This is a genomic window from Pseudomonas sp. 7P_10.2_Bac1 (genome assembly GCF_025465935.1).
In the GTDB taxonomy this organism is placed as follows: Bacteria; Pseudomonadota; Gammaproteobacteria; order Pseudomonadales; family Pseudomonadaceae; genus Aquipseudomonas.
This window is the reverse complement of sequence record NZ_JANLNV010000085.1, coordinates 1-25,892: the sequence shown is the minus strand read 5'-3', so window position 1 is coordinate 25,892 and position 25,892 is coordinate 1. Positions and strand designations below refer to the sequence as shown.

The 25,892-nt window shown below is 56.9% G+C and carries 23 protein-coding genes and 1 pseudogene; 7 read left to right on the top strand and 17 right to left on the bottom strand.

The features are described from left to right. Positions 1-17 precede the first annotated feature (17 nt). Entirely contained in the window at positions 18-470 is a 453-nt protein-coding gene (gene rimI / locus NTD86_RS19505) for a ribosomal protein S18-alanine N-acetyltransferase (protein ID WP_262204609.1), read from the bottom strand. Next, positions 463-1,239 (bottom strand): energy transducer TonB, encoded by a 777-nt coding sequence (locus tag NTD86_RS19500; RefSeq protein ID WP_262204608.1) that lies wholly within the window; start codon positions 1,237-1,239, stop codon positions 463-465. Before NTD86_RS19500 ends, rimI begins: the two co-directional genes overlap by 8 nt. Positions 1,240-1,417: 178 nt before the next feature. On the opposite strand from NTD86_RS19500, the gene mksB reads away from it, so the two are divergent. From mksB to NTD86_RS19475, 5 genes are all read left to right on the top strand, one after another. Beyond that, entirely contained in the window at positions 1,418-2,695 is a 1,278-nt protein-coding gene (gene mksB / locus NTD86_RS19495; RefSeq protein ID WP_262204607.1) for an Mks condensin complex protein MksB, read from the top strand. Beyond that, complete coding sequence (mksE, locus tag NTD86_RS19490; protein WP_262204605.1) at positions 2,685-3,353, top strand: Mks condensin complex protein MksE; 669 nt, start codon at positions 2,685-2,687, stop codon at positions 3,351-3,353. Before mksB ends, mksE begins: the two co-directional genes overlap by 11 nt. Continuing rightward, complete coding sequence (gene mksF, locus NTD86_RS19485) at positions 3,350-6,190, top strand: Mks condensin complex protein MksF (protein WP_262204603.1); 2,841 nt, start codon at positions 3,350-3,352, stop codon at positions 6,188-6,190. The genes mksE and mksF overlap by 4 nt, the downstream gene beginning before the upstream one ends. A 571-nt stretch (positions 6,191-6,761) precedes the next feature. Next, the gene (locus tag NTD86_RS19480; RefSeq protein WP_315974761.1) at positions 6,762-7,379 is read left to right on the top strand and encodes a response regulator transcription factor; all 618 of its coding nucleotides are present in this window, start codon (positions 6,762-6,764) and stop codon (positions 7,377-7,379) included. A gap of 86 nt (positions 7,380-7,465) precedes the next feature. Continuing rightward, positions 7,466-10,987: an ATP-binding protein gene (locus NTD86_RS19475; RefSeq protein WP_262204601.1), complete on the top strand. Its 3,522-nt coding sequence runs from the start codon at positions 7,466-7,468 to the stop codon at positions 10,985-10,987. A gap of 147 nt (positions 10,988-11,134) precedes the next feature. On the opposite strand, the gene NTD86_RS19470 is transcribed toward NTD86_RS19475, so the two are convergent. From NTD86_RS19470 to NTD86_RS19415, 12 genes are all read right to left on the bottom strand, one after another. Next, positions 11,135-11,929 (bottom strand): hypothetical protein, encoded by a 795-nt coding sequence (locus tag NTD86_RS19470; protein ID WP_262204600.1) that lies wholly within the window; start codon positions 11,927-11,929, stop codon positions 11,135-11,137. 93 nt (positions 11,930-12,022) lie between these two features. Beyond that, positions 12,023-12,535: a fimbrial protein gene (locus NTD86_RS19465; protein ID WP_262204598.1), complete on the bottom strand. Its 513-nt coding sequence runs from the start codon at positions 12,533-12,535 to the stop codon at positions 12,023-12,025. Positions 12,536-12,589: 54 nt separating this feature from the next. Continuing rightward, positions 12,590-13,069 carry a fimbrial protein gene (locus tag NTD86_RS19460; RefSeq protein ID WP_262204596.1) on the bottom strand — a complete coding sequence of 160 codons (480 nt, stop codon included), beginning with the start codon at positions 13,067-13,069 and terminating at the stop codon, positions 12,590-12,592. Positions 13,070-13,082: 13 nt separating this feature from the next. After that, positions 13,083-13,595 carry a fimbrial protein gene (locus tag NTD86_RS19455; RefSeq protein WP_262204595.1) on the bottom strand — a complete coding sequence of 171 codons (513 nt, stop codon included), beginning with the start codon at positions 13,593-13,595 and terminating at the stop codon, positions 13,083-13,085. Further along, positions 13,588-14,172 (bottom strand): fimbrial protein, encoded by a 585-nt coding sequence (locus NTD86_RS19450; RefSeq protein WP_262204594.1) that lies wholly within the window; start codon positions 14,170-14,172, stop codon positions 13,588-13,590. The genes NTD86_RS19455 and NTD86_RS19450 overlap by 8 nt, the downstream gene beginning before the upstream one ends. Then, positions 14,165-14,926 (bottom strand): fimbria/pilus periplasmic chaperone, encoded by a 762-nt coding sequence (locus NTD86_RS19445; protein ID WP_262204592.1) that lies wholly within the window; start codon positions 14,924-14,926, stop codon positions 14,165-14,167. The genes NTD86_RS19450 and NTD86_RS19445 overlap by 8 nt, the downstream gene beginning before the upstream one ends. Continuing rightward, a complete protein-coding gene (locus NTD86_RS19440) occupies positions 14,916-17,474 on the bottom strand; it encodes an outer membrane usher protein (RefSeq protein WP_262204590.1) in 2,559 nt (852 codons plus the stop codon). Before NTD86_RS19440 ends, NTD86_RS19445 begins: the two co-directional genes overlap by 11 nt. Position 17,475: 1 nt before the next feature. Beyond that, the gene (locus NTD86_RS19435) at positions 17,476-18,039 is read right to left on the bottom strand and encodes a fimbrial protein (protein WP_315974760.1); all 564 of its coding nucleotides are present in this window, start codon (positions 18,037-18,039) and stop codon (positions 17,476-17,478) included. Between the two features lie 55 nt (positions 18,040-18,094). Next, complete coding sequence (locus NTD86_RS19430) at positions 18,095-18,625, bottom strand: fimbrial protein (protein WP_262204588.1); 531 nt, start codon at positions 18,623-18,625, stop codon at positions 18,095-18,097. A 363-nt stretch (positions 18,626-18,988) separates the two neighbouring features. Continuing rightward, the gene (locus NTD86_RS19425) at positions 18,989-21,292 is read right to left on the bottom strand and encodes a PqiB family protein (protein WP_262204586.1); all 2,304 of its coding nucleotides are present in this window, start codon (positions 21,290-21,292) and stop codon (positions 18,989-18,991) included. After that, on the bottom strand, positions 21,285-21,908 hold the full coding sequence (locus NTD86_RS19420; protein WP_262204584.1) for a paraquat-inducible protein A: 624 nt from the start codon (positions 21,906-21,908) through the stop codon (positions 21,285-21,287). Before NTD86_RS19420 ends, NTD86_RS19425 begins: the two co-directional genes overlap by 8 nt. Then, positions 21,895-22,554, bottom strand: a complete 660-nt coding sequence (locus NTD86_RS19415; protein ID WP_262204582.1) for a paraquat-inducible protein A — start codon at positions 22,552-22,554, stop codon at positions 21,895-21,897. Before NTD86_RS19415 ends, NTD86_RS19420 begins: the two co-directional genes overlap by 14 nt. A gap of 240 nt (positions 22,555-22,794) precedes the next feature. On the opposite strand from NTD86_RS19415, the gene NTD86_RS24375 reads away from it, so the two are divergent. Together NTD86_RS24375 and tnpC are read left to right on the top strand one after the other, a co-directional pair. After that, positions 22,795-23,013, top strand: a complete 219-nt coding sequence (locus NTD86_RS24375) for a transposase (RefSeq protein ID WP_410016998.1) — start codon at positions 22,795-22,797, stop codon at positions 23,011-23,013. Then, positions 23,010-24,543 (top strand): annotated as a pseudogene (tnpC, locus tag NTD86_RS19410) (IS66 family transposase). Before NTD86_RS24375 ends, tnpC begins: the two are co-directional and overlap by 4 nt. Positions 24,544-24,665: 122 nt before the next feature. Here the strand turns inward: tnpC and NTD86_RS19405 are convergent. The 3 genes from NTD86_RS19405 to NTD86_RS24365 all read right to left on the bottom strand — a co-directional run bounded on the left by NTD86_RS19405 (position 24,666) and on the right by NTD86_RS24365 (position 25,567). Continuing rightward, positions 24,666-25,046 carry a c-type cytochrome gene (locus tag NTD86_RS19405; protein ID WP_262204580.1) on the bottom strand — a complete coding sequence of 127 codons (381 nt, stop codon included), beginning with the start codon at positions 25,044-25,046 and terminating at the stop codon, positions 24,666-24,668. A gap of 120 nt (positions 25,047-25,166) precedes the next feature. Next, on the bottom strand, positions 25,167-25,394 hold the full coding sequence (locus NTD86_RS24370; protein ID WP_410016997.1) for a penicillin-binding transpeptidase domain-containing protein: 228 nt from the start codon (positions 25,392-25,394) through the stop codon (positions 25,167-25,169). Further along, complete coding sequence (locus NTD86_RS24365) at positions 25,331-25,567, bottom strand: penicillin-binding transpeptidase domain-containing protein (RefSeq protein ID WP_410016996.1); 237 nt, start codon at positions 25,565-25,567, stop codon at positions 25,331-25,333. Before NTD86_RS24365 ends, NTD86_RS24370 begins: the two co-directional genes overlap by 64 nt. Between the last annotated feature and the right edge of the window lie 325 nt (positions 25,568-25,892).

The window sequence follows — 25,892 nt, the reverse complement described above, 5'->3', positions numbered from 1 at the left end:
TCCGGGTGAGGGTTTATTCAGTCAACCAACGTACAGGCCATAACCACCGCGTCTTCGCGCCCGCCCACGGCCGGGTAGTAGTCGCGGCGGCGGCCGATTTCGTTGAAGCCGTAGCGCTCGTAAAGCTTGAAGGCAGCCGTGTTGCTGTCACGCAATTCGAGGAAGCATTCGCGGGCTTCATGCTGGTAGGCAATAGACATCAGGTGCTCAAGCAATTTGAGCCCCAGGCCACGGCCCTGGTTTTCTGGCTTAACGGTGATGTTGAGCAGGTGCGCTTCATCCAGAATGATTTGCACCACGCCATGGCCCACTTGCTGTTCCCCCTCAAACATCAGCCATATGTGATATTTGCCCAGCCCGTCTAGAAAGATGCCGCGCGTCCAGGGATGGGTGAAGGCCGCGTATTCGATTTTTAAAACAGCATCTAGGTCCGCTTCGGTCATCTCGCGGAAGCTTACAGCGTCACTCATCGTTGTGTTTCCAGCGCACCATCAGCCGGCGCATGGCTTGCCACACATCCGCTTTGCGGTGTGGCTCTTCCATTAAGAGTTCCAGGCCCGGCAGCGCCCACGCACTGCCCAGCCCTTCGATTTCAAGTTCAGTGTTGAAGGCTTCGGCGTCCACATCACCGGCAAACCGCAGGGCTGGCAGACCAACCAGCCATAAGCAGGCACTGTCGGCCTCTTCAAGACGGGCCATGACAAACCCTTGGACGAATTCACGCGCCGCTTCCGGGCCCTGGTCAACGTTGCCGCGCCGCAGCAACGGCCAGCGCACCGGCTCACCGATGATTTGTGGGCTGTCGGGCAGGCCAGCTGCCCGCAACATATCTTTTAACAATAAATAAGCCGGGTCACGGCTCTGGAAGGCGCCGCCTGTGGGTAACTCCACCAGCACCCAGCAGCGACCGGCGCGCAGTAGCTGCAAGGCAAAACGTGGCGGTGGAACCGGAGCCGCCTTGACCGGCGCTGGCGCCGCTTCAGCCTCAATCACCGGTTTACTGGCAGCTCGCGGTGTGACCGATGGCCTTGGCACTTCGATTTTTGGCCGCTCAGGTGGCTTGCTCGGCGCAGCCGCGGGCTTGACCGAAGGCCTGATGATTTCAGGCACGATAGGCGGTTCGGGAAGCACCAGCAGCTCGGGCCGCGAAGGGGCGGCAAACGGCAGCTCGGTGCGCGGTACCCAGCTGACCACCTGCATGGCAGTCAGATAGGAGCGGCGGCGGGACTCGTTCAACAAGGGTCGGCCATCTGTGGATAACTAAAGATGGGCGATTCTACCGCCCTTCTGCCCTTCTGGCCTGCTGTTGATGGCTCAACGGTTGATTGACGCATCCCGCCTCTGATCGCCAAGTAATGACTCAAACCCGTGTTGCAGTACAATCGCGACCTTTCATTGGCAATCGACCGGCCCTCCCATGATCGAACCCAAGCGCGTTTTACGTGCCCTCGCCGAACACTGGGCACTCCTTGAGCCTTTGTGTGAACACTTCGACCAAGGCACTTTGAGCCTGAGCGAGTTGCGCCTGCAATTAGCCGCCAGCCAGTTGGACAGCACCCCGCAAGACATCACCAACGTGCTCGACAACTGGATCCGCCTGGATATTCTGGTGCCCGTGGCCAAGAGCCCGAACCGCTTTGAGCTGAATGCGCAAATCCATGACTTCCTGGCCTATTTGCGCCGCGAACACCGCCTCGGGTTGTGTCTGGAAATCGAAGCCTACTTGCGCCATCTGGAGCGGCTGGCCGGTTACATTCAGGACGCGTTCGACATTCGTGACGGCAATGATCTGGCGCGCCAACTGCGTTTGCTCGACATGCGCGTGCGCGATGTCTTGAAAAAACTCGCCAATGACGAACAGGCGCTGGTGGCCGTGGCCGAACGGGCCAAGACCAGCGACCGGCAGATCCCCCTGCGTCAGCGTTACGCCGAAGTGCTGGCGACGTGGGACGAATACGTCGAACCGATGATTCAACTGGTGAACGCCGACGGCGCCTTCGAACAAGGCGTACGCAAAGTCGAGAACGTGCTACTGCGGCTGCTCAGCGAACAGCAGCGCCTCGGCCACCTGGTGGACGACGACATGCTGCTGCGCACCCATGCGCGAATCCTCGAGATGCAGACCAGCGCTCAGCTGACGCTGCGCCATGCCCGCGAACTGTTGTTGCCGCTGCGTGAAGAAGCACGACGGCACAACGCGGTCACCCGTGGCGCCGCGCTGGCGCTGGCGGCCATCCGCCGTAAAGGGCTGGACGCGGTGCCGCAAGCGGCAATGCCGATGTTTACCCGCCCGCAAAGCACCTTTTTGGGCAGTGCCAGCCAGGTGGAGGCGTATGTCTACGCGCTGGCACGTTTTGAGCCCAAGCCAGCACGCTTCCCCAAGGCCCACAAGGCGCATCGCGGCGAAACGCCCAAGGCCCCGCGCACGGTCAAGGAAATGCTCGACCGCTGCAGCGACGCACTGCCCATGCCGGACCTGATGGGTTGGCTGCTGGATCAGGAGCCCAACGGCGACACCGACGAATTGCTGTATTGGTTCTCGCGCCTGTCGCGCGAAAAACGCTTCGTGCGCGAACGCCTTGAGCGCCGCGAATACCGCACCCACGAACATCTGGTCAGCCTGCGCTCCTTCGCCCTGCTTTCACGCAGCGATGAAGCGAGCGAGACTTCTGCGAGCCCTCTCCATGCATCTTGATCTTTCTGAACTGTCCCAACTGGCGCCGATCTTTCGCGAGCTGTTCAAGGGTTATCACGTCAGCCGCCGCGACCCGGAGCTGTACGCGCAACTGTCGAACTTTCAGGACCAGTATCGCGCGCTGTTCAAGGCGCTGGGGTTTGAACTGGTGTGCGACACCCGCGGTTTTTATTATTTCGTGCCCGACACCGCCATTGCCTCGGCGCAAGTGAACAAGACCGCACAACGCCTGGCGCTGTTCACCTTTATCCTCGTCGAACATCTGGCCGACCAAGGCCGTGACCCGATTGCCGTGCTCGATGGCGGCAGCCTGGGCCGCGATGAATTGCCCTCGCTGCTGGAAAAGTACCGAGACCTGTTTGTGCAGGCCGAAGTGACGACCCAGGACGAGCTAGAAGAAAAAATCATGCGGCGCATGACCCAACTCGGATTTGCCAGCGAAGACAACGGTATCTACCGTTTTCTGCCGCCGATGCACCGGTTCCTCGACGTGTGCCTGTCGGTGCAACAGGACCGCGATCTAGCTGCCAGCCTGAACAGCATCTTGCCGCTGCCCACACCCGTATTGGTCGACGACGAAGCCGACGCTGAGGAAGAAGACGAAGAAGCGGCATTGGCCCGGGCCATTGCCGATGAGCAACAGGAGTTGGATGCATGAGCCAGGAACGCTACGGAATTCGCCGCTTCGCCCTGCTGAATACCGCCGGTTACAGCCTGGGGCTGTTCCCGCTGGAACACCCGCTGTCGGTGTACGGGGCCAACAACCTCGGTAAATCAGCTTCGATCAACGCCTTGCAGTTCCCGATTCTGGCACGCATGTCAGACATGAGCTTCGGCAAGTACAGCCTCGAACAATCGCGGCGCTTCTATTTCGCCTCAGACACCAGCTACATCCTCGTCGAAGTGTCGCTGCCCCACGGCCCGCACGTGATCGGTGTGGTCGGACGCGGCCCCGGTGGCGGTTTCGGCCACCAGTTTTTCGCCTATGCCGGCAAGCTCGATCTGGCCCATTACCAGAAAGAAGACACCTGCCTGCGGCAAAAAGAGCTGTTCAGCAACCTTGAGCGCAATGGCCTGAAAGCTTACGAACTCAAGCCCGATGAACTGCGCCGCCTGTTGGTCGGTGGGCACACCTCGATTCCGCTGGACCTGACGCTGATCCCGCTGCGCTCCACCAGCGAGCAAAGCCTGAAAACCTTCCGCGCACTGTTTATCAACCTGCTGCACATGCGCGAAATTACCGCCGCCAAACTCAAGCAATTGTTTCTGGATGCGTTTGAACACAGCCTGCGTTCGGGCAGCGTGGATTACATCGCTGCGTGCGAAGAAGCCTTCCGCGATGTAAGACGCATGGAGCAGGATTACAACGCACTGGTCGGTGCCGGGCCGTTGGTCGAGTCATTGGCTGCCGGTGTGCGCCAGCGCGACCTGTTGCGCGGCAAGCTGCATCGCCTGTCGCCGCTGCTCGATTCGTTGCTGGGCACCTGGCAGGACTATGCCGGGGCGCGCAAGGAAGAGTTGCTGATTCAGTCCGAGCACTACCGCAACGAACAAGACAGCTTGCAAAACGATCAGCGCAGCAGCACTCAGGAGTTGATGCGCCTGGAACGTGAAATCACCGGTATTCAGCGTTGGCTGGGCGAGTTGTCGGTGCTCAAGCATCGCTTTGCCCTGGTGGACGACGTGAAGGTGCTGGAGCAGCAATTGCTGGCAGCCAAGGATGCTCACGACGAACTGGCTGGTGCCCTGGCCCAGTCGCGACAGTTCAGTGCCGAGGATCTGGACGAACGTGTTCGCGATCTGGAAAAGCGCCTCAAATCGGTCAAGCAGCAGCTCGACCATGCGGACAACAACAGCTACGCCCGCCTGCGCGAAGAGTTTTCGCAACAGGATGTTGAGCGCCTGATGCGCCTGTTCAACAGCGCCCTGTTCAGCTTGCCACTGGGCGAGCAAGGGATTGCGCTGGAAGATGGCGACGCGTGGGTCAAATCCCTGGAAGCGATCCTCGATGGCTTTAAAGGCGAGCGTTTCGAAGCGCCGGGCTTGTCTATCGACCTCAGCCATATCGAGCCGCCAGCCTTGCAAGCCCTGGCTGACCGCGCTGCATTGCGTGACCAGAAAGAGCGCCTGGACAAAGAACTCAAGCAACTGAAAACCCAGCAGGCCGTGACCTCCGACCGGGCCGCGAGCAAGAGCGAAGCCGAGTCGCTTTATCAACAAGTGCTGGACGCACAGAAGGCGCTGGAAGACTTCCGTCGCGCGCAAACCTTGAGCGCCGAAGAAGGCGAAAAAATGGAGCTGCTGGCCCAGGCCGAAGCTGCGCAAGATGAACTGAAGCGCTCCAGCGATGCCTTCACCGAGCGCGTGCAACAACTGTCGGCCAAGCTGCAGTTGGTCGCGCGCCAGTTGGGCGACATGGAAGCCAAACAGCGCACGCTGGATGACAGCCTGCGTCGGCGCCAATTGTTGCCGGCCGACCTGCCGTTCGGTACGCCGTTCATGGACCCGGTCGATGATTCGATGGACAACCTGCTGCCGTTGCTCAACGACTATCAGGACACCTGGCAAGGCCTGCTGCGCTGCGACGGCCAGATCGAAGCCTTGTATGCGCAAGTGCGCCTCAAGGGCGTGGCCAAGTTCGACAGCGAAGACGACATGGAGCGCCGCCTGCAACTGTTGATCAACGCCTATGCGCACCGCACTGAAGAAGCGCTGACGCTGGGCAAGGCACGTCGCGCGGCCGTCACGGACATCGCCCGGACACTGCGTAACATTCGCAGCGACTACGACAGCCTTGAGCACCAGTTGGCGCTGTTCAACCGGGAGATCAACAAGCGCCAGGTATCGAACCTGCAGAGCTTCCGCATTGTGCTGGCCCCGAACAAGGAAGCGCTCAAGCACATCGACCAGATTATCCACAGCGCCGGGCAGTATGAAGAAGGCGAAACGCTGTCGGTGTTCGACCTCAGCCAGAGTGCCGAGCAGGACAACAAGAACGAAGAGGCCAAGGAGTACCTGGCACGTCTGGTGGCCGCCAACCACAACCAGCTGGGCCTCAAGGATTTGTTTGAACTGGCGTTCGAGATCACCAAGGTCAATGGCCAGCCAGTGATTCACACCGACATCGACGGTGCGGCCTCCAACGGTACGACCATGACCATCAAGGCGCTGACCAACATGTATTTGTTGCTGCACCTGATGGACCGCGATCTGGCCGGGCGCATTCGTTTGCCGTACTACCTTGATGAGGCGGCGGACATTGACGAGCGAAACCAGACCGCGCTGCTGGAAACCAGTCTGCAGTTGGGCTTCGTGCCGATTCTGGCCAGTGTGAAGCCGCAGGTCTGCGCCCATGTGGCCATCGACCTGGAAGGCGGCAGCGGTCCTAACGGGATATACATCGACGAGGATGACTGGAAGTACATTCGCCGGCATGACGACGTCACCAGCAGCACGGCTCACGAGCCACAACGCGAAGACGAAACGGCCCTCTGACCGGCCACTGCAGGAGCAGGTGTTTATCAGGTTATTGAATAACCTGCGTGAACAACCTTGCTCCTGCGCCTTTAAACACGCCCGCCGAAAAGAAATTTCAACTTTTCAGAAAATTCCTACCCCTAAGTTGCATCGTGAGAAGCACACTCCTCCATATACTTTGTAAGACCGACTGAAAGATCACAAAGGAGAAGTACACGATGAACTCAGTCATACTTGGCGATGACCGTTCAAAGACGCCCGACGACCGGTCACTCAGCGAGTTGAATATTCTTGAAACACTGCCGATAACTTAATGACCCTCATTGAATAGGCATTTTCTTATCAATCGCGCTTACTCTGCCCCACCTACAAGTTTTAAATGACAACACCGTAGGATAATTCGCACAGCACTCTCGGATATTAATACCAGGAATTACCTGCTATTTGACGCTATCAAAAATGGAGTGATTCATAGGCACTTATAATTAGCACCTGATCTAACTCGAACATTGAGCGCTTGACGATCACGTCGTTACGACCGCACCTGCCGCCACGACATTAGCGCCCTCTTAACGTTGTAGGAATTATCATGCGCAAGGCTTTGATAGTGGACGATCATCCTTTTATTCGGCGGGTCGTCAGGTTAGTACTGGAAAACGCCAACTTCCAGATTGCGGCCGAAACCGATAACGGCGCTTCAGCGCTAGATCTGGCGCGCGAACACATACCCCACCTGATTGTGCTGGACCTGTCGATGCCCAAGCTTGATGGGCTGGAAGTGCTTAAAAGGCTGCATATACTGGGGCTGCCCATCAAAGTCTTAGTGCTCACCTCCAAAGATTCCGCTTTTTTTGCCGACCGTTGCCTGCGAGCCGGTGCCATTGGTTTTATCGAAAAGACCGAAGACGTCGACGCATTGACCATCGCCATTAACAGAGTGATGAGCGGCGGAGTTTATTTAAGTAATTGTGACGTCGAGGTGTCGCCCAAACTCACCGATCAACAATTAATAAAAACACTGTCAGACCGCGAACTGCGCACCCTTCAATATTTGGTATCCGGGTTTTCAAATAAAAAGATCTCAGAAATCATGCTCCTCAGCGAAAAAACTGTCAGTACTTACAAGACACGCGTTTTACAAAAACTCAATATCAAGTCAGTGGTGTATCTGGCTGACTTTGCCAAGCGCAATAATTTAATCGAATGAAACATCCGGCCTGGTTATTGACCTTATGCCTGACAACGGCAAGTCATGCCGCACCGATAAACTTGCAATTACTGGCGCGATCACAGGTGGACGTGCCTTTGCTGCCGCTCAGCGAAGGCGATACACAATGGGTTAGAGATAAACAGTCGTTGATCCTGGGCACATCGGCCCCAGACAATGCACCCTTCGATATTTCGTCGGGCAGTGATTACTTCGAAGGTTTGACGGCCGACTATGCCGGCTTGCTCGCCCAGGCGCTGAACCTCGAGATCAAGGTCAGGCGCTATGACTCGAGGGCGCAGGTCATCGACGCCCTGAAAAATAATGAAATCGATTTGCTGGGCACCGCCAACGCCTATGAAAGCGACGATGAGCAATTGGCCCTGTCGTCCGCGTACGCTCTCGACACCCCGGTGCTGGTCTCACGTATCGACGATAAGCAGAGCAGCCTCTCGCTGCCCTCGGGCCTGCGCATGGCCATGCTGTACCACTATCAACCTGTCGAGACGGTCAAAGCGCTGTATCCGGATGTGCAACTGCAGCTCTATGCCTCAACACTTGGCGCCATCAGCGCCGTAGCATTCGGCCAGGCGGATCTGTATTTGGGGGACGCCATCAGCGCCCACTACCTGATTACCAAGAACTACTTGAACAACGTGTACATTCGGGATTTTTCGCGCCTTGAACAGCGCTCCTTTGCGTTTGCCGTGCATCATCCCAACCCGCGCCTGCTGCGCCTGATCAACTCGACGCTGGCGGCGATTCCGCCCGCCTACAACAACGCTATCCTGCACCGCTGGGGCGCCAGCACAATGAGCATCGAACGACGCGGCCCTTTGCAACTGAGCCCTTCTGAACAGCGCTGGATCGAGGCCCATCCGCGCCTCAAAGTGGCCGTGTCCGAAGACTTCATGCCGTTTACCTTTTTTAACGACCAGGGTGTGTTCAATGGCTTGGCCGCCGATCTGCTGGCCAAGATCAGCCTGAGCACCGGGATCACATTCGAATGGGTACGCAGCAAGTCCGTGTCGGATCTGATCGAGGACGTACAACAAGAGCGTGCCGACTTGACGCCGGCATTCACTGCCAGCCCCAGCCGCGAGCATGTACTGCGCTTTACCAAACCCTATATTTCCACGCCCTTTGTACTGGTCACACGGCTGCCGACGGGCAGCCCGCAAGCGCTGGACACACTAAATGGCAAGCGTGTCGCACTGGTGATCGACAATAACGTCAGCACCTACCTGACGCAGCACCATCCGGACGTGCAACTGATCCCCGCGCACAACTCCGCACACGCCCTGGAAATGGCCAGCAAAGGTGACGTGCAAGGGGCTGTGCTCAACCTGATCAGTGCGCGTTATCTGATCCAGCAGCATTACGCCACGCAATTAAAAATCAGCAGCACCGTGGGCATTGTGCCCGCCCAGTTTTCATTGGCCGTGAATGCCAAGGCCCCCATGCTGCACGGGATTCTGAGCAAGGCGCTGGCCAGTATCACGCCCGAAGAAATGGACAGCCTGACTGCGCGCTGGCACAGCGCCGTGATGCTGGATAACCGCTTCTGGGTGCGCAATCGCTCGTCGATCATCCGCATCTCGGCGTTTGCGGGCGCAGTGCTGGTGATCGCGATTGTGTGGATCACTTACTTGCGCCGAGTGGTGCGCAAACGGGATCAGGCCGAGCGGGCCTTGAGCGATCAATTGGCGTTCATGCGGGCACTGATTGACGGCACGCCACACCCCATTTATGTGCGTGATCGCAAGGGTCGTCTGCTGATCTGCAACGAAGGCTACCTGGATACGTTTGGCGTCGAGCGCGAGGCGGTGATCGGCAAAACCCTGCTCGAACATTCACTGACGTCGATGCAGCAGCATGCCGCCTATCACCGGGATTACATGCAGGTCATGCAGGAAGGCCGGGCGCTGGTCCGCGATCATCCTTTGGAGTTGCCCAACTCACAGGTTCTGACCATTTACCACTGGATACTGCCCTATCGGGGGAGTGATAACGAGGTGGTCGGCATTATCGGCGGCTGGATTGATATCAGCGAGCGCCAGCAACTGGTTGAGCAATTGCAGGATGCTAAAAAGCAGGCCGAGCAAGCCAATATGGCAAAAAGCGATTTCCTGACCACCATGAGCCATGAAATCCGCACCCCCATGAATGCCGTGATCGGGATGCTGGAGCTGGCGACCAAAAAGGCAGAACAAGGACTGGTGGACAGCGGCAGCCTTGAAGTGGCCTCGCAAGCGGCCCAGGGGTTGCTGGAACTGATTGGAGACATTCTGGATATTGCGCAGATCGAGTCCGGGCGCATGCCACTCAACCAGCAGCGCACGCATCTGATGAAGCTGGTGGAGTCCACCGCACGGGTGTTTGAAGCGGTTGCCGAGAAAAAAGGCCTGCTGGTCAGTTTTGAGCTCGATCCCAAGATCAACACCGATGTGTTGATTGACCCGGTGCGCTTTCGCCAGGTGCTGTCGAACCTGTTGAGCAATGCAATCAAGTTCACGGACAGCGGCCATGTGCGGCTGAGCGTGCGGGCCAAAAACTCGCAGGACGGTGAGCGACTGAGTATTTGTGTCCAGGTCGAAGACACCGGTATCGGTATTTCGCAAGACGATCAGCAACGGCTGTTCAGCCCCTTTTCTCAGATCAATATCCATAACAGGCAGCCCGGCGGCTCAGGGCTGGGCCTGAAGATCAGCCGCCAACTGTGCGAGATGATGGGCGGCACCCTGCAATTGGACAGCACTCCTGGCAAGGGAACCCGCATTACCCTGGCCTTGGATATTGTGACGCTGCTCTCGGTCCTGCCAACGGAGGTGCGGGGCAATGAGTCGATACCGACATCGCGCGCCTTGAAGGTTCTGGTCGTCGATGACTACCCGCCCAACCGCCGTCTGCTCACGAAACAACTCGGGTACCTGGGGCATACCGCGCTGGAGGCCAACGAAGGCGCACAAGCGCTCAAAGCCTGGAGAGCGCAGCCGTTTGATCTGATCATGACCGACTGTGCCATGCCGATCATGAACGGCTATGAATTGGCCCAGGCCATTCGCAGCGAGGAAGCCGCTCGTGGTGCGCACCCTATTCTGATTGTCGGTTTTACGGCGAATGCCCAGACCGGTGAAGTTGAGCGCTGCCTCACGGCCGGGATGAATGATTGCCTGTTCAAGCCGATCAGCCTGCATAACCTGCAGGCGCGGCTAGCGTCCGTGGACCTGGCCCCGGTGCCGCAAACCGTGGACAACGATTTACACAGCTCGGATACGCACATCGATCTGGCTGCCCTGCAGCGCTTGACCCACGGCGATATCGAGGCTCTCAAACACCTGATAGAACCGCTGATCAACAGCATGGAAGAGGACATGGCGGCGCTGCTGCAAGCCTTTACCAAACACGATCTGCCGGGCATGAGCCAGGTAGCGCACAAGGTCAAGAGCGGTGCACGGATGGTCAGGGCGCGGCACTTGTTGCAGTGCTGTGAGGATCTGGAAAAAGCCTGCCTGACGGCCAACTGGGCGCAATTGGCTGAGCGGGTCGATGATCAATACGAAGCCATGTCGCAGTTACTGGAGGTGATTGAAGTGTACCGGCTGTGAACAGTTCGCCCGGTATGTATGACACCCGGATGTTGATCAACGCGTCACGGGGTGAATCCCGTGCTGAATACGGGCGACGACACAGCGCGTTTAAAGATTCGGCCCTTGGGGGTGAGCCACCAAGGGCATAGGTACGCACACGCTTTATCAGAGGATGGTAAGGCGCAGTACAATGTAGGCGTTGAAATCACCGAGTGACGTGCCTGTATCCGTGAGCCTGGAGGTCGCCGTGTGCGTGGTCGTACCTGTTTGCCATTGCAGCTGTGAACCGAGTGCACGGCCGTCTATCTGGACAGTCGAGGTTATCCCCGGCAGCACCTGTGTGGGCCCGTTGCCCTGTACGTTATCCACCTTGACCGTGACCGGTGAAGTGCAGGAGACATTGAACTGGGTGGTGGCGGTGTGGCCGTTGACGGCGTTCTTGTCGATCGTGTTGTGGTTGAGGGTGATCGCCTGGGTGCTGAAATCGCATTTTGCGGGCGCGGGCAATATGGAATTGCAGGCAGCGCGCACGGGGATCTGCCCTTCCGCAAGATCGTAAGGTTGACTGGCTCGCATGCAGGTTGATGTGAGCGTGCTGCCTCGGGGGTCCCAATAGCTGGTATCACTCCCCGATCTCCCAAACTTGTTGATCCACTGACGTACCGCATCGTTCCACAGGGTCCCTGAATTCACGATGACCCAGTCGCCAACAAAGTGCCAGTAGTATCCGGGATGGCCTTGACTGTACCACTGGTACGCCAAGCCAACTGCACAGGTGGTCGCGCCGCACGATACAACGCCTGGCGTGGTCCCACCAGCAGCCGCCCAACGCTGTAGGTAGCCGCGGTTGGGCAAGAGATTACCGTTCGCATAGACAATGTCGGCTATGGCCATATTTTGGGTAGCGATGACGGCCAGAATGCCGGCGCTGGTGAATGTGTATCTAAGGATCTTAAACATAGGGAGTCCACATAGGCGACAGCCGTGGTGAAAGTGACGGGAGAGCGTCAAGACCGTTTCGTAGAGTTCGACTGACGCGTGGCCTTCATTGGCTTACGGGTAATCCAAGGTAAAGGTTGATGTCGCAGTAAAAACACCTGCTACGATCAAGCGATCGCTAATCGCTTTGGGCTCAGCTCTTATATAAGCCTTGAGCGAAATAACATTTGAGCCATCGGTTAATGTTTGCTTTTCGCTGGCCACGTTTAAGGGCAAGGGTTGGTTGGCGGGCGTTTCGATGCCTATCGCGATACCCGAGGCCGTACTGCCTCCATCCAGCTTCAACAGCCCTGGGAGTTCGGCGTTTTCAATACCGCTGAATGTGGTGGTAACCGAATCGGCAAGGCTGGTATCACAGCCCTCAAGATGGATCTCGAAGGCCCGTCCTTCTGTACGACTGTGCATGTACAAATCGCGACTGGACGCGTCTCTGAACTCCAGCCTCTGTGCCTCGTCGCCCGGTCGAATCGTGCACGCTTCAACCACCAGGTTACCGATAAAACTCAAGTTGTCCGCCGCCTGCGCTTTGCCGCAGAGCAACAGTGGAGCGCTCAGCAGCGCGGTCATTGCCAGCACGTGCCAGCCCGAGGTTTGCGTTTCACGCTCCATGATCCGGGCCCCTCATTGGTATTCGGCCAGCAAGGTTGCGGCAGCGTTAAACGCACCGGCACGCAGCGAAGAGCCGAGCAGTTTTACAGGCACGGCTTCCAATACGGGTGGCGCCTGGGGGTTGATGACCATGGGCGTATTGAGGTTAAACGCGCGGCCATCCTGCAGCATATGAATACCAAGATCGGCCACATTGGATTGCACAGCAGCCGGATCAAACGTTGTGGCTGTGCCCCTGACGGTCAACACCATTTCCCATGGCAAGGTGCTGCCGGCACAGCTGATCGTGTAGTTCACCGCCTCTCGGTAGTTGACGCCATCCACCTTGTTGATCCCTACATCCTTGAAATCAATGGTGATCGTATTGCCATTGTTGATGGTGCATACCGGTGGCTCCACCAAAGTGCCACTGAACGCAAGGTTGGCTGAGGCGCTTGTGCTTATTCCCAGGGAACACAGGGCGTACAGCGAAAGCAGTTTGCAGAGTTTCATGACAGGTTCCTCATCATTGCGATGCAACCACCACAGTGGCTGTCGCAGAAAACGCACCGGCCGCCAGCGTACTGGTGGGCCTTTTAACGGGCACCGCTTCCATCGCCGGCAACTGAGGGTAAGTAAATTTCACGCTCGTGTTGAGCGGCCATACCGCACCATTGATAAACAACCGGATCCCAAGATCGGTTTTGCTGGTGGCAAGAGACTGCGTATCAAATGACGCCCCTGTGCCTGTCAGCTTGAGTGTCATGGCATTCGATCCGCCCCCCGTGCAGACAACCGTGTATCGCACGACAGTGCGGTACTGCACACCGTCGATCTGGGTGGTAATGAGGTCATCCCCGAAGGGCACTTCCACAGTGCCGCCCCCGTTGATGGTGCACGCCGGTGGCGCGATGATCTTGCCCTGGATGCCCACAGAGAGGTCTGCCTGCACGGTGCGCCCAGCCATGCACAGCACAGCGCTGCAGAAGAGGAGCACACAGGCTTTTGCCGAGGGCTTGATCAGGTTTTGATTAGTCATAGTTGAGCCTGAAATCCACAACAGCCCGGAAAGCGCCATTGGTCAAAGGAGCAGCCGTGCGAGTGGCTTGTACATACCAGGTCATGGAGTCGCGACCGTGGACCAGAAACAGCGGCTGCCCCCAGCTGCCGATGCGTACATCACGCCCCAGCGAGTCGGTCAGGCGCAGCCCCAGGCCGGTGATGCCCTGGACTTTGACCAGCCGCGGGTCATCCGCGTCGACCGGTGCCAAGAAAGCAACCGACACCACGGGCTCGTAAGGGCTCCAGACCAACCGGCCGGTGCGCTCGTTGGGCAGACCGCCCGCGATGCGGCGACAGTCCACAAAACGCATTTCAAAACTCACAGGCGGGGCCATATCGCCGGGGCGCAACAGCGCACTACGGGGTACGTTTTTAAGTTCGACGTTCTGGTACGCCGAGGTCATTTCCAGCATGCAGGGCGCGTGATTCAACGAGCCGGTGATGTCCAGCAAGCCGCCCATGCCCTCGTCTTCTGCTCGGGAATGACTGGCTGATATCGCCAGCAACAAGCCGCTGAACGCCACGGCGATCGGGATCATCAAGGAGCTATTCATTGCGCGATGAAGCCTTGACGTCGACCGTGCACGTGTTGCCGTTACAGGTGAACATCAGCGTCGGGCGCCCACCGTAATCGTTGATGTAGGTCAGGTAAGGCGTCTTGCCCAAGTCAGCGACGGTCGGTGCGAGTTTCAAGGCGCCTTTGGGCTCTATCATCAGCGGTTCAAAACCGGCGGCGGTCTTGGCGTCTTTGCTGCTGCGCGCATCCACCAGGGTGATGTAGTAAGGCGTCGGGTTATTGACCTGATAATGGTCGCCTTGACGCGTCAGAGTGAGTTGTTCCTGCCATGGATTGGCCAGTTGCTGTTGGGTCGGCATGATCGAGGCCGGTCGGTAGAACAATTTGATGCGTGTCTGCAAAGCGATTTGCAGGGTGTTGGCCTTATCGCTGCGCGGTGGAATCTCCCGCAGGTTGAAGTAGTAGACCGTTTCCCGGTCCTGGGGCAGGAGTTTGGCAGCCGGTAATGCCTGGACTTTTACCTGGCTGTTTTTGCCGGGCTCCAGACGCTGCACAGGCGGCAGGACCGTCAGCGGGCTGGTGATCTTTATGCCCTTTTCATCTTCGATCCAGCCTTGGGCCAGATAAGGCAATTCTTTGTTGTTATTGGTGATGTTCATGCTGACAGCACTTTTGCCGCCATCGAAGATCACCCGCGTACGGTCCAGGCCTATGGCAGCCTTGGCGTTGTTGACCAGGCAAAACGTCAACAGGGCGAGCGAAAAAGGCGCCACGCGTGAATTAAAGGTCATGAGTTATTTTCTCCGAAGCGATGGGCCGGTCTGCCGATGCGGGGGTGAGGTGGGCGCGGGTTGGCTGACACAACAGGTCCAGGGTTGAGGTCAGCCCATCAGTGGGCAGTACCTCAGGTAATGAAAGGGTGCAGCGCTCGGTGCCGCCCCAACTGACGATCATGACGGAGCTGGGCTCAATGCCGCTCAGGTAGACACTGCCCGCGTCGTTGACGATGCCAGTGGCCTGTTGCCTGACGTTTTTGACGGTGGCACCGAACGGCGGCACGCTGCCATCGGGCAGGCGCAGGTTAGCCATGGCTTTTTCACCGCCGATTACTTCCAGGCTGCGATAGCCGATAGCGCCTTCGGTCAGGGTCAGTTCGGTGACCGATTGTGTGGCTTCGATGTTGTCCGGCAGGCTTTCGAGATCGACACTGGCCGAGGTCCGGTAGTAACTGTTGATGTCTGAAATCACAACCTTGCCAAAACCGTTGCTGCGACTCGGGGTGCCGTATCCGCGAACAGGGACGCCTGCGACGCCTGCGGTGTCCACTAACAAACGCGTACCGCCCATGCTGCCACTGCGGTGCAAGGCCCCGCCGTTGCGTGTCAGGGTGCCACCGCCGCGGGCTGACAGGCTGAGGCCGCTGCGATTGCCCTGTTCCATGCTGGCGCTAACATCGATGTCCGCGTAATCGCCCACATGGCTCAGGTAAGCGCTGACTGACGTGTCGCTGGCTGACAGTTGATAGTGGTTTCGCTCATTCACACGGTCGCTGTAGCGCGTGGAATAACTGTTGGTGTTCTGGTTCCGGTTGAAGCTGCTGGACAACGATCCCGACTGCCCCAGCGGCACACTGACCGATAAGTACATCCCGTTGTTCACAGGCTGCTCACGCTCTTGGGTGCGGAACAGGTTGAGCGACAGGCTCATGTTTCTGACCGGCCCCAGATTGAAATACCGGGACATGGACAGGTTCCAGCGCTTGGTATCCGGGCGGTCCCAGTAAGACTGATTGCTGTAATCCAGATAAACCGAGAGTCCGGCCTCGCGGAACTGCTTGTTGAAGGTGGCGGTGTACAGGGATTTACTGCCACCCGCGTCGCCACCGTAGTGAAGGACGTCCAGGTATTCGCTGACACTCAGGTAGTCCCTTTGGGAAAACCGGTAACCGGCGAAAGTGACCTGGCTGTCATATTCTTCAAAGGTCTTGGAGTAACTGACCCGGTAGGAAGAACCGTTGTAGGTGCCATCGCGCAGTTGGCTGCGGGCCTGGGTGGCGTCCAAAGACACAGCGCCGAAGGTCAGCAGGTCGCGACCGATACCGGCCGACAGAGCGCGGTAATTGTTATCGGTAATGGCCCCGCCAAACAGCGACCAACCATTGCTCACGCCCCAGGAAAACTCCCCGGTGCCGAAAACGCTGCCAGCGTCGCCTTCCTGAAGATTGGTCGGCCTGCCTGCCGCCAGTTTGAAGCGCAGGCTGCCGGGACGGGTCAGGTAGGGAACGGTGGCGGATTCGACCTTGAAGGTTTGCACCGTACCGTCCTGTTCTTCTACGCGCACATCCATCGAGCCGCTGACCGCATCATTGAGGTCCTGAATCCGAAAGGGACCAGCAGCAACCAGCGCTTCGTAGAGCACGCGCCCTTGCTGGCTGATAACGACTTTTGCGTTGGTCCGGGCCACCCCCACCACTTCCGGGGCATAGCCGCGCAAATTGGGTGGCAACTGGCTGTCATCGGAGTTGAGCGAAACACCGGTAAAGCGGAAGCTGTCGAACAGGTCCGTGTACAGGTAGTTTTCCCCCACCGACAGCTTGGCTTGCAACGAAGGTACGGCGCGATAGGCATAGATACGGTTCCATTCCATGCTCTGGGTGCGGTAGGTGCCTTCATCATTGAGCCGCGCTTGCCAGTCGGCCCTGACTCGCCAGGCCCCGACGTTGGCGCCGAGTGTCCCGTTGCCGCTGAAATTATTTCGGTTGGAGGTGCTGTTGTCGCGAATGGTCTGGGTGGTCAGGTTGTAATCGAACAGCAACCCGCTCACGCCCTCATCCCAACGCGAAGGTGGGTCCCAGTTCTGGGCGGTGTATTGCAAATAGGCCTGGGGCAAAGAAATACGCAGGGCCGAGGTGCTGAGGTCGCCTTCAACTTCCATGCCTGGCAGGCTACGCATGTCCAGGCATTGGGCGTTTTTCCACCAGATCAGGTCTGCGACTTTGTCTTCCTTGAGCCCCATCAGTGCAATCAGTTCCGGTGACAGACAGGCTTCACTGCCCTTGGGGTCATCATCGGGCGCCATGAACGCCACACGGTGTTCAGAAAGGCTCTGGTTATTGAGCTGCACGTTCATCGGATAAACGCCGGGCAAGATAAAGCCACTGCGCGAGAACGGCGACAAATCAATGTTGGAACGATCGTTAAGGTCGAGGATGTCGGTATTGAACTGAATATCACCGGCGGCCAGTGCATAACCTGCAAACGCCATCAACCCGCCCATCAGGCACGGGGACAGTGCGGTTTTAATCATCGGTGCTTTCAGCATGGGAAACAGGCCGTACATGTCAGAAATACTCCAGCCTGAAGCGCACTGCTGCGCGGTGGCTTCCGACAGACAGGGGCTGGTTATTGCCGACCAATTTAAGGGTGTAGTGCAGCACTTGATCCCGAGCACTTGAGAGCGGGATCTTCGCCATAGGCACGCCAGGAATGCTTTCGCGCCCTTCGGAATCGGTGATGTGAATGGCCACGCCCTGGGAAGACCCATTGGCGGCGAAGGAACGGCCTTGCCGATCCGGCTCTCCGTCAAATGTCACGCGCACGTGTTGCCAGTCGGGCAACTTTTCACCGGGACGGTCAGGGTCGTTACGAGAAAGAGAGCAATTAACCAAGTGCAAGGTAAACGCATAGGGATCACCTTCACCAATTCGAACCAGTCGACCAACAGGCATGGGATCCATTTCAATCACTTGATAAGCGCTGTTAGTGCCTATGGCACAGGCGGTATCAAGAATTTCTCCGTTCAGAGTAACAAGACCATTAAAAGGTCCATCAGCCTTAGCACTATTAAATGACACCATTAAAAGTGCGAGCGAAGAAGTAATAGTTAATTGCGTTATTACATTCACGAAAGTGCTCTTATTTAAAAGTTGCCCTACCACCTCGCAGTGGCAGGGCTATGACTTACTGGTAAGCCAATGAGAAGTTCGTGATGGCGGTGAATTCGCCTGGCTTGATAATATCCGGCGTGGCGCTGCCTTGGAGGAAGGCACCGAATTGCAGGTCGTTATTGCCGTCCTGAATGATTTGCGGCGGCGTTGGAGTACCCAGTTTGATGAGTGTGCCACTCGCATCGCGCATCATGATGCCAGCACCAGAGGCGGTACCCACAATGCCCAGAGCGCCCGGAACATCTGCCGATGCGCCACCGGTGAAGGTCGTGCTGACTGTTTTAAGGGTGGAAGTATCGCAACCCACCAGCTTGATTTTGAATGTTTCAGGCTCACTGGAACCACCCGAATCCAAAACCGACTTGGCAACTTGCCCAAGGCCGATAGTTTGATCAACACTTTCTGGCGCTATCGAGCAAGCCGCCTCAATGATTGCACCTTCAAAAGTAACAGTACCTTGACCAGCACCAGCCGCCTGAACCAGCGAGGCTGCGCCCGACAACATGAACAGGGAGATCAAAGCCGTTTTTTTTACACACTTCATTTTATAAGTTCCTTTAGTTGATTAATGTCTGGGGCTCACCGTTTAAATTTAACTTAGCCTGAGGCGCACCTACGCGCGCCTTCTAACAAGACGCTCATCCATGAGTTATTTAAAAAGTAACACCCCTAAGTTTTGCCGCGCTATTTATGGTCATCCTCTATTATTTAACCCCTTGTATAGTAGGTCTGACCCAAACGACGAAACTGGAAAGAAGTTAACGTGCCAAAGACAAAATCAACGTAGGAATTCTCTGAAGTTTATTAAATATGTGGGATGGCGAGAAACGCAGACCGGCAAGCGAGAATCAGTAGACGAAAAAAAACCGCGATCAGTGATCGCGGTTTTTTAGGACAGCTTGTCCGGCTATTTAGCCAACGGGATTTTTGGCGCCCATTGCAGCCATTCCTCTTCAAACTTGTCGAAGAGCGGGAAGGTCTGCTGCGGACGCGCTGGGTTGCCCATTTTGTCCCCGTCTGGCGTGGCGAAGGCAATACCGCCTTGCACCAGGGTTTCAAGGGACTCGGTACGAATCGTCGCGCCTTTGAACAAACCAAAGTCGACACCGAAACCGCTGGTGTTCCAGAAGCGACTGCCGCTGCGCACCAATGGCGCGTAGCGAGGCTCGATCAGGATATGCACCAGTACTCGGTCAGCGGTATTGCCCAGTTCGTATCCGGTAACCTTGCCTACAGTGACTTCACGGTAGGTCACGGGGACGCCCTCTTTGAGTGACCCGCGACGTGCAGCACTCAATACCAGGCGCAGCCCTGCTTCAGGGACAACTGCATCGGGCGCACGCTCCAAGGCGACGAAATCATTTTGCGGCCCACGGCCTTTGGGCGCTGGTTGTACTTCAAGATACTGGCCCGTCACCAGGGTTTCGAGGTTAGCGGTTTTCATCAGGCCCAGTTCGGGTTTGACCACCCAAAATTGGGTGCCTGCCCGCGCGATGCGTTCCGGCACTTCGGTGATGCGCGCTTGCAGCAGGACAGATTGCAGGTCGTCACTTAGGTCGACGCTTTCAATCTTGCCGACTGTCAAACCTTTGAAGCGAATGGGTGAGCCGCTGCTCAAGCCATCTGCACTCGCCACTTTGATGGTGATCGGGACGCCTTGTTGCATGGCGGCATCACGATCGCTGAAGAGACGGAAGCGCGGAATACGTTTTTGCAAAGGCGCAGTGGCTTTCGGGGTCTCAAACGCGATGCCGCCTGCCATCAGGCTTTGCAGGGATTCACTTTTAACCTGAATGCCACTGGTCAGGCCGCCGGTCAGGGTTACACCACTAGCGTTCCAGAAGCGAGTTGACGCGTTGACCAGGCCTTCGTACTCCTTCTCGATGTGCACCCCAATGACCAATTGTTTTTTAGTGCGGGAGAACTGGTAGCTCTGTACCGAACCGACTTTGACCTGTTTGTAGAGCACCGGGCTGCCGACATCCAGGGAGCCCAGGTTGTCAGTGAAAAGCACCATGTGCAGGCCCGGGGAGCGCAGGTCCAATGGCGGCGCTTTGGGGCGAGCGACAAACTCACGCTCGGGTTTGCCACCTTTGTCACCGGGACGAATGGCGATGTAGTTGCCTTTGACCAGCGCTTCGAGACCGGTGATGCCGGCCAGCGAGATTGAAGGCTTGACCACCCAGAATTGGGTCCCTTCTACCAGATAGTCTTCGGCCAAAGGATCAAGGGCCAGTTCAGCGCTGGCACTGCTGAGGTCTGAGTCGACTTTCAAGGCTTTGAGGCTGCCGACTTGAATGCCCTTGTACATGACAGGCGTACGCCCGGCCTGGAGGCCTTCGAAATCGCTGAGTTTGACTTTGACCTTGATACCGGCCTGGGCCGCATCGAAGTCTTCATACAAACGGAATGGCAGATTTGGGTCTGTTGGCGGGCTGTCTTTCCGGTTTTCTGGCGTCGCGAAGGCGATACCACCAGCCACGATGCTGGCCAGCGATTCACTGCGTACTTTTACACCCGACAGGTTGGCGTCAATGCTGATGCCGCTGGCATTCCAGAAACGCGTGTGCTTGCGCACCAGGCTCGCGTAGGTCGGTTCAATAAACACTTTGATCTCGACGGTGTTGTGATCTTCGGAAAGCACATAGCTTTTAACCTGACCCACCTGGATCTGTTTGTAGAACACCGGGCTGCCGCGATTCAGCGAGCCGAGTCGATCGGCTTTCAGTGTCAGGTGCAAACCCGGCTTGGCGTCAGACAACGGCGGCTCTTGCGACAGGGCTTTGAACTTGCGCGAGGACTCACCATCCCCGGGACTGACCGCAATATAGTTGCCGGACACCAGGGTTTCGAGCCCGGTTATACCGGCCAGTGTCACACTGGGTTTGACCAACCAGAAACGGGTGTTGGTCTTCAGGTACTGCTCGACATCCTTGTTCATTTCGATGGTGGCAATGACGCCCTTGCTGGGACCACTCTCATCCAGAGCCAGTGTTTTGACCTTGCCCACGGGCATGCCTTTGTAGACGACTTCGGTCTTGTTGGCGACGATGCCTTCACCACTTTCGAAGCGCACCTGAATATCGATACCCGTCTCGCTGTAGGCTTTCCAGCCCAACCAGCCTCCGATGATCAGAGCAATGAGCGGGAGAATCCAGATGGCCGACCAATTGGACGCTGGGCGGGTTTTAGCGGTTGGTAAATCACTCATGGTCGTCATCCGACTCCGTGTTGTCCCAAATCAGTCGGGGATCAAAAGTTACAGCTGCAAGCATGGTCAGTATCACCACACTGGCGAAAGCGACAGCGCCGAGATTAGCTTCAATACTGGCAATACGTCCAAAGTTCACCACCGCCACCAGAATGGCGATGACAAAAATATCGAGCATCGACCAACGGCCAATAAACTCGATAAAGCGGTACATGATGATACGTTGCCGAGCCGACAACGGCTGATGCCGCTGGACCGAAAACAGCAGCAAACCAATACCGACCAGTTTGAAGGTGGGCACCAGAATACTTGCCACAAACACGACAGCGGCAATCGGTATCATGCCGTGCTGCACCAGTTCGATCACCCCGGACATGATCGTGCTGGGGCTGCCTTGGCCCAGCGTATTGATCGTCATGATCGGCAACAGATTGGCCGGGATGTAAAGGATGGCAGAGGTCAGCAACAAGGCCCAGGTGCGCAGCAGACTGTTGGGACGACGTGGGTGCACCATGGCACCACAGCGAGTGCAGGTTTGCTCAGCAGCGTCGGGGTCTTGTCGATTTAACGCATGGCACTCGGTGCAAATCAGGATGCCAGCATCAATTGCGCGCATGAGTGTCCTCCCCTGAAAGTGCTTCCCAAATCTGATGAGGTGACATCACGACCTCCAGCCAGACCTGAACTAACAGCAAGCTGACAAAACAGGTAAGGCCGAGCCCCACCCTCAACTCTGCCAGGTCAACCAGTTTAACAATGGCCACCAGCACGCCCATGAGGTAGACCTCGAGCATGCCCCAATCCTTCAGGTGGTGATAAATCCTGTAGATGAGCAAGCCATAAGAGCGACCAATGTTCCAGCGGATGCTGAGTAACACGGCCAATTGGCACAGCAACTTGAGTAAAGGGATCCCCATGCTACACAGGAACACCACAATGGCGATACCTTGCATGCCGGTATCAAAGAGGCCGAGAACGCCGCTCCAGACAGTATCTTGAGAGGCCTGCCCCAACAAGTCGAGTTCCATGATGGGTAAAAAATTCGCAGGGACATACAGCAGCAAGGCGGCTATGACGAGAGCGAGACTACGCTCGACCACATTGTGACGATGGGCATAAAGCTCATAACCGCAGCGCGGGCATTGGGCTTTTTCACCAAGGGCGAGATGCGGTTTACGCATCAGAAGATCGCACTCATGGCAGGCCACTAACTCGTCCAGCGGTAATTCCGATACCCTGCTGGCGTCAGCTGGATCTGGCATATAAGGCGTCTCTGTCTAAAAAATGACTGGGCCTATTCTAATGTGCTGGGTCCCAAATAAGTTTGCCTATTTGTAGGACTTTGGACGCAGGGGGTTGAGATGAGCTGCAAGCTGCAAGAGCCTGGGGCGGTGGAAAGTAACCGGCCAGCCAACACACCTTCCTGACCCCGATACCAAAGGCGATGGTGTCCACCTCAATTTAAGTGGACACCACTTCTAGCCTTTTAAAGAGGGTCTTTCATGCAGCCACAACGCCGTTCCTATTCCAGGTCGTTCAAGGCCCAAGTCATTCAAGCGTGCGCACAATCCGGAGCCTCTATTGCCAGCATCGCGCTCCACCACAGCCTCAACGCCAACCTCGTCCACTGGACAAAACAGTGCAATCACCCTGATGTAATCACTGCCATGACCAGCGTCGCCGCGCGGCGTTGGCCTGCTCTGGCAAAATCGGCGGCATGACTTCGCTTCCTGATTTCGACCAATTAAACCCTGAGCAAGTGCGCGCTATCGCAGCGCAGCTCATGCAGCGTGTCGAGACTCTCGATCAAAAAGTCGAGTCCATGGACAAGCAGATTCCTCACTACAAAACGATCAACGACAAACTGACCCATGAGATCGCACAGCTCAAGCGCTTCAAGTTTGCCAAGCGCAGCGAGCAGCTAAGCCCTTATCAATCCAGCTTGCTCGATGACCTGATCGACGCCGACATCGCGGCCATCGAAGCGGAGCTTGAGGCGTTGCAACCCTCTCCAGCTTCGACTGGGGCTGGGTAAAAACCTAAACGCACCGCCTTGCCGCCCGAGTTTCCACGCACGTAAATCCATCTCGAACCGGACAACACTCACTGCCAATGCGGCTGCGCCCTCAAGCGTATCGGAGAGGATGTCAGCGAGAAACTTGACTACACGCCCGGCGTGTTCACGGTTGAACAACACATCCGTGGCAAGTGGGTCTGTGGTGACTGCGAGATCCTGATCCAGGCACCGGTTCCTGCGCAGGTCATCGACAAGGGCACCCCTACGGCAGGTCTGCTGGCCCACGTGATGATCGCCAAATACGGTGATCATTTACCGCTGTACCGTCAGGAAAAGATCTTTGGCCGGGCCGGCCTCGCCATCCCGCGCTCGACCTTGGCGCAGTGGATCGGCATCTGTGGTGTGCAACTGCAACCGCTGCTTGATGCACTGCGCGAAGTGGTGCTTGGACACAACGTGGTGCAGGCCGATGAGACGCCGGTACAGGTGCTCATGCCTGGCGCGAAGAAAACCCATTGGGCCTACGTCTGGGCCTATGCAAACACCGCGTCTGCCGATATCCGCGCAGTGGTGTACGACTTCAGCCCCAGCCGCTCTGGCGAACATGCACGCAACTTCCTGCATGACTGGAAAGGCAAGCTGGTGTGCGACGATTTTGGTGGTTACAAGGCCAGTTTTGCACTTGGTGTCACCGAAATCGGCTGCATGGCCCATGCGCGGCGCAAGTTCTTCGACCTTCACGCCACGAACAAAAGCCCGCTGGCCGAGCAAGCTCTGCGCTATATCCAGCTGCTGTACGAAATCGAGAGTGAAATCCGCGACCTGGAGCCAGACGTACGGCGACGAATACGACAAGAAAAAGCCGCCCCTGTGATGGATAAGCTGCACACCTGGATGATCGCCCAGCGCGAGCTGGTGCACGATAGCGTGGCCATCGCCAAAGCTCTGGACTACAGCCTGAAACGCTGGACGGCGTTGTCACGTTATCTGGATGACGGCGCGGTGCCTATCGATAACAACCACATAGAGCAGCAGATCCGGCCATGGGCTCTTGGACGCAAGAATTGGCTCTTCGCAGGATCGCTGCGCAGCGGTCAACAAGCGGCGGTGCTGATGAGCCTGATCCAATCCTTATGCTTATCTGAAAGACGTCCTAACCTGGCTACCGACGCAGCGAGCGAGTGGGATCGCCGAGTTGTTGCCGCATAACTGGATGCCGTTGCACAACCTGTGACCGAAGGCCGCCGGCGTGCCCAGAAGCGCGGCGAGCCTTACCTGCTTCAGGAGCCTCCAGTCGCGGGCTTTCGTTGCTTGAACACTCAGGCCACTCTTTGGGGATCGTCGTTCCGCACATGCTTACTTCGATCTCCTGATGATCTCAACCATGTATTCATTCAGATCACGAAAGTCCTTAACCGTCCAAGCATGCGGAGCCACTTTCACTCCATTCTCTCTCAAGGTTCTAGGGATCAGATCGCCGTTGGGTCGCAGTATGACCGACGACACGATAACTCCAGGATACTCTGCGAGACGGCTCTTGAAAGCCGGGCTCGTCAGGTCAGGCGTTGGTGGTGAGCTTTTGTGAGCCAGCGGGCCTGTGCCCCTGATGTCCGATCCATGACACATCGCGCAGCGTTCGGTAAACAGCCTTTCTCCATTGCCGTTGGTGGCCGCGTAAGCCGGTGCAATACACGCCACCGTCACCGATATTGCCCATAATCCCTTGCGAACCCTCATCGTTTTTTCTCCTTATTGTAATGCCCAGTAAAATCTCCCTGTCACGGGGATAAGTGGTACCTGTCTTACCGTGGATTTCCCATCCATCAGGGTGCGTTTCAAGGAGCGATATGCGGGAGGTCAAGGTGAAAGCTCACTCACATGCAATTCTCGCCTAGCGATTTTCTCTTGAAAGTGGAGCTGTTCGAGGGGGGAGATTTTTAACGAGGAGCTGATCCAAGACCTATCAAGTCCATTAGACCCACCAGGATCACCGGAAAGATCAGCATTACCGAATCCGAATGCTATATAGCGTAATGCTCGATTTGGGCAATCCCTAATGCATGGATTACTCGCTGCGAGTACCAAACTACCGAGTATTTTATCCAGCGTTCAGGATCGGTGGGTTGAAGCCAGTTAGGGCCTCCCCAATCAGGATCTCCTGGCTTATAAGCCAGCGCAGGGCTGTGTCGATCATGAAGAAAACCAGAGTCAAATCCCATTAGGCTTAGCGCCAGCTTGAATGTGGAGGCAGGTGACACTCAGGCCGAGCACTCACCACGCTGATAAAGGATGGCGGACATATTCACATCGCTGATCAGAGTACAAATATGGCCAGCCTCTACACTACCCACCATCCCCCCCAAAGACCAACCACCGCGGCCAGCTTCCGTACTGCCATACAGTCAAATCCTTCAGATCTAGTAAGCCATAGAGACTACATTCATGAGCTTTCACATGGCAAACGGATGCGGATGTCGCCCTTCGCACAAATTTGCGTACAGCCACGGGCCGGAATTAGGTAGGTGTGTTCGCCGTCCGCTTACGGTGGAAAGGGTTGTCCAGCGCTTGGGGATTTTTTCGAGC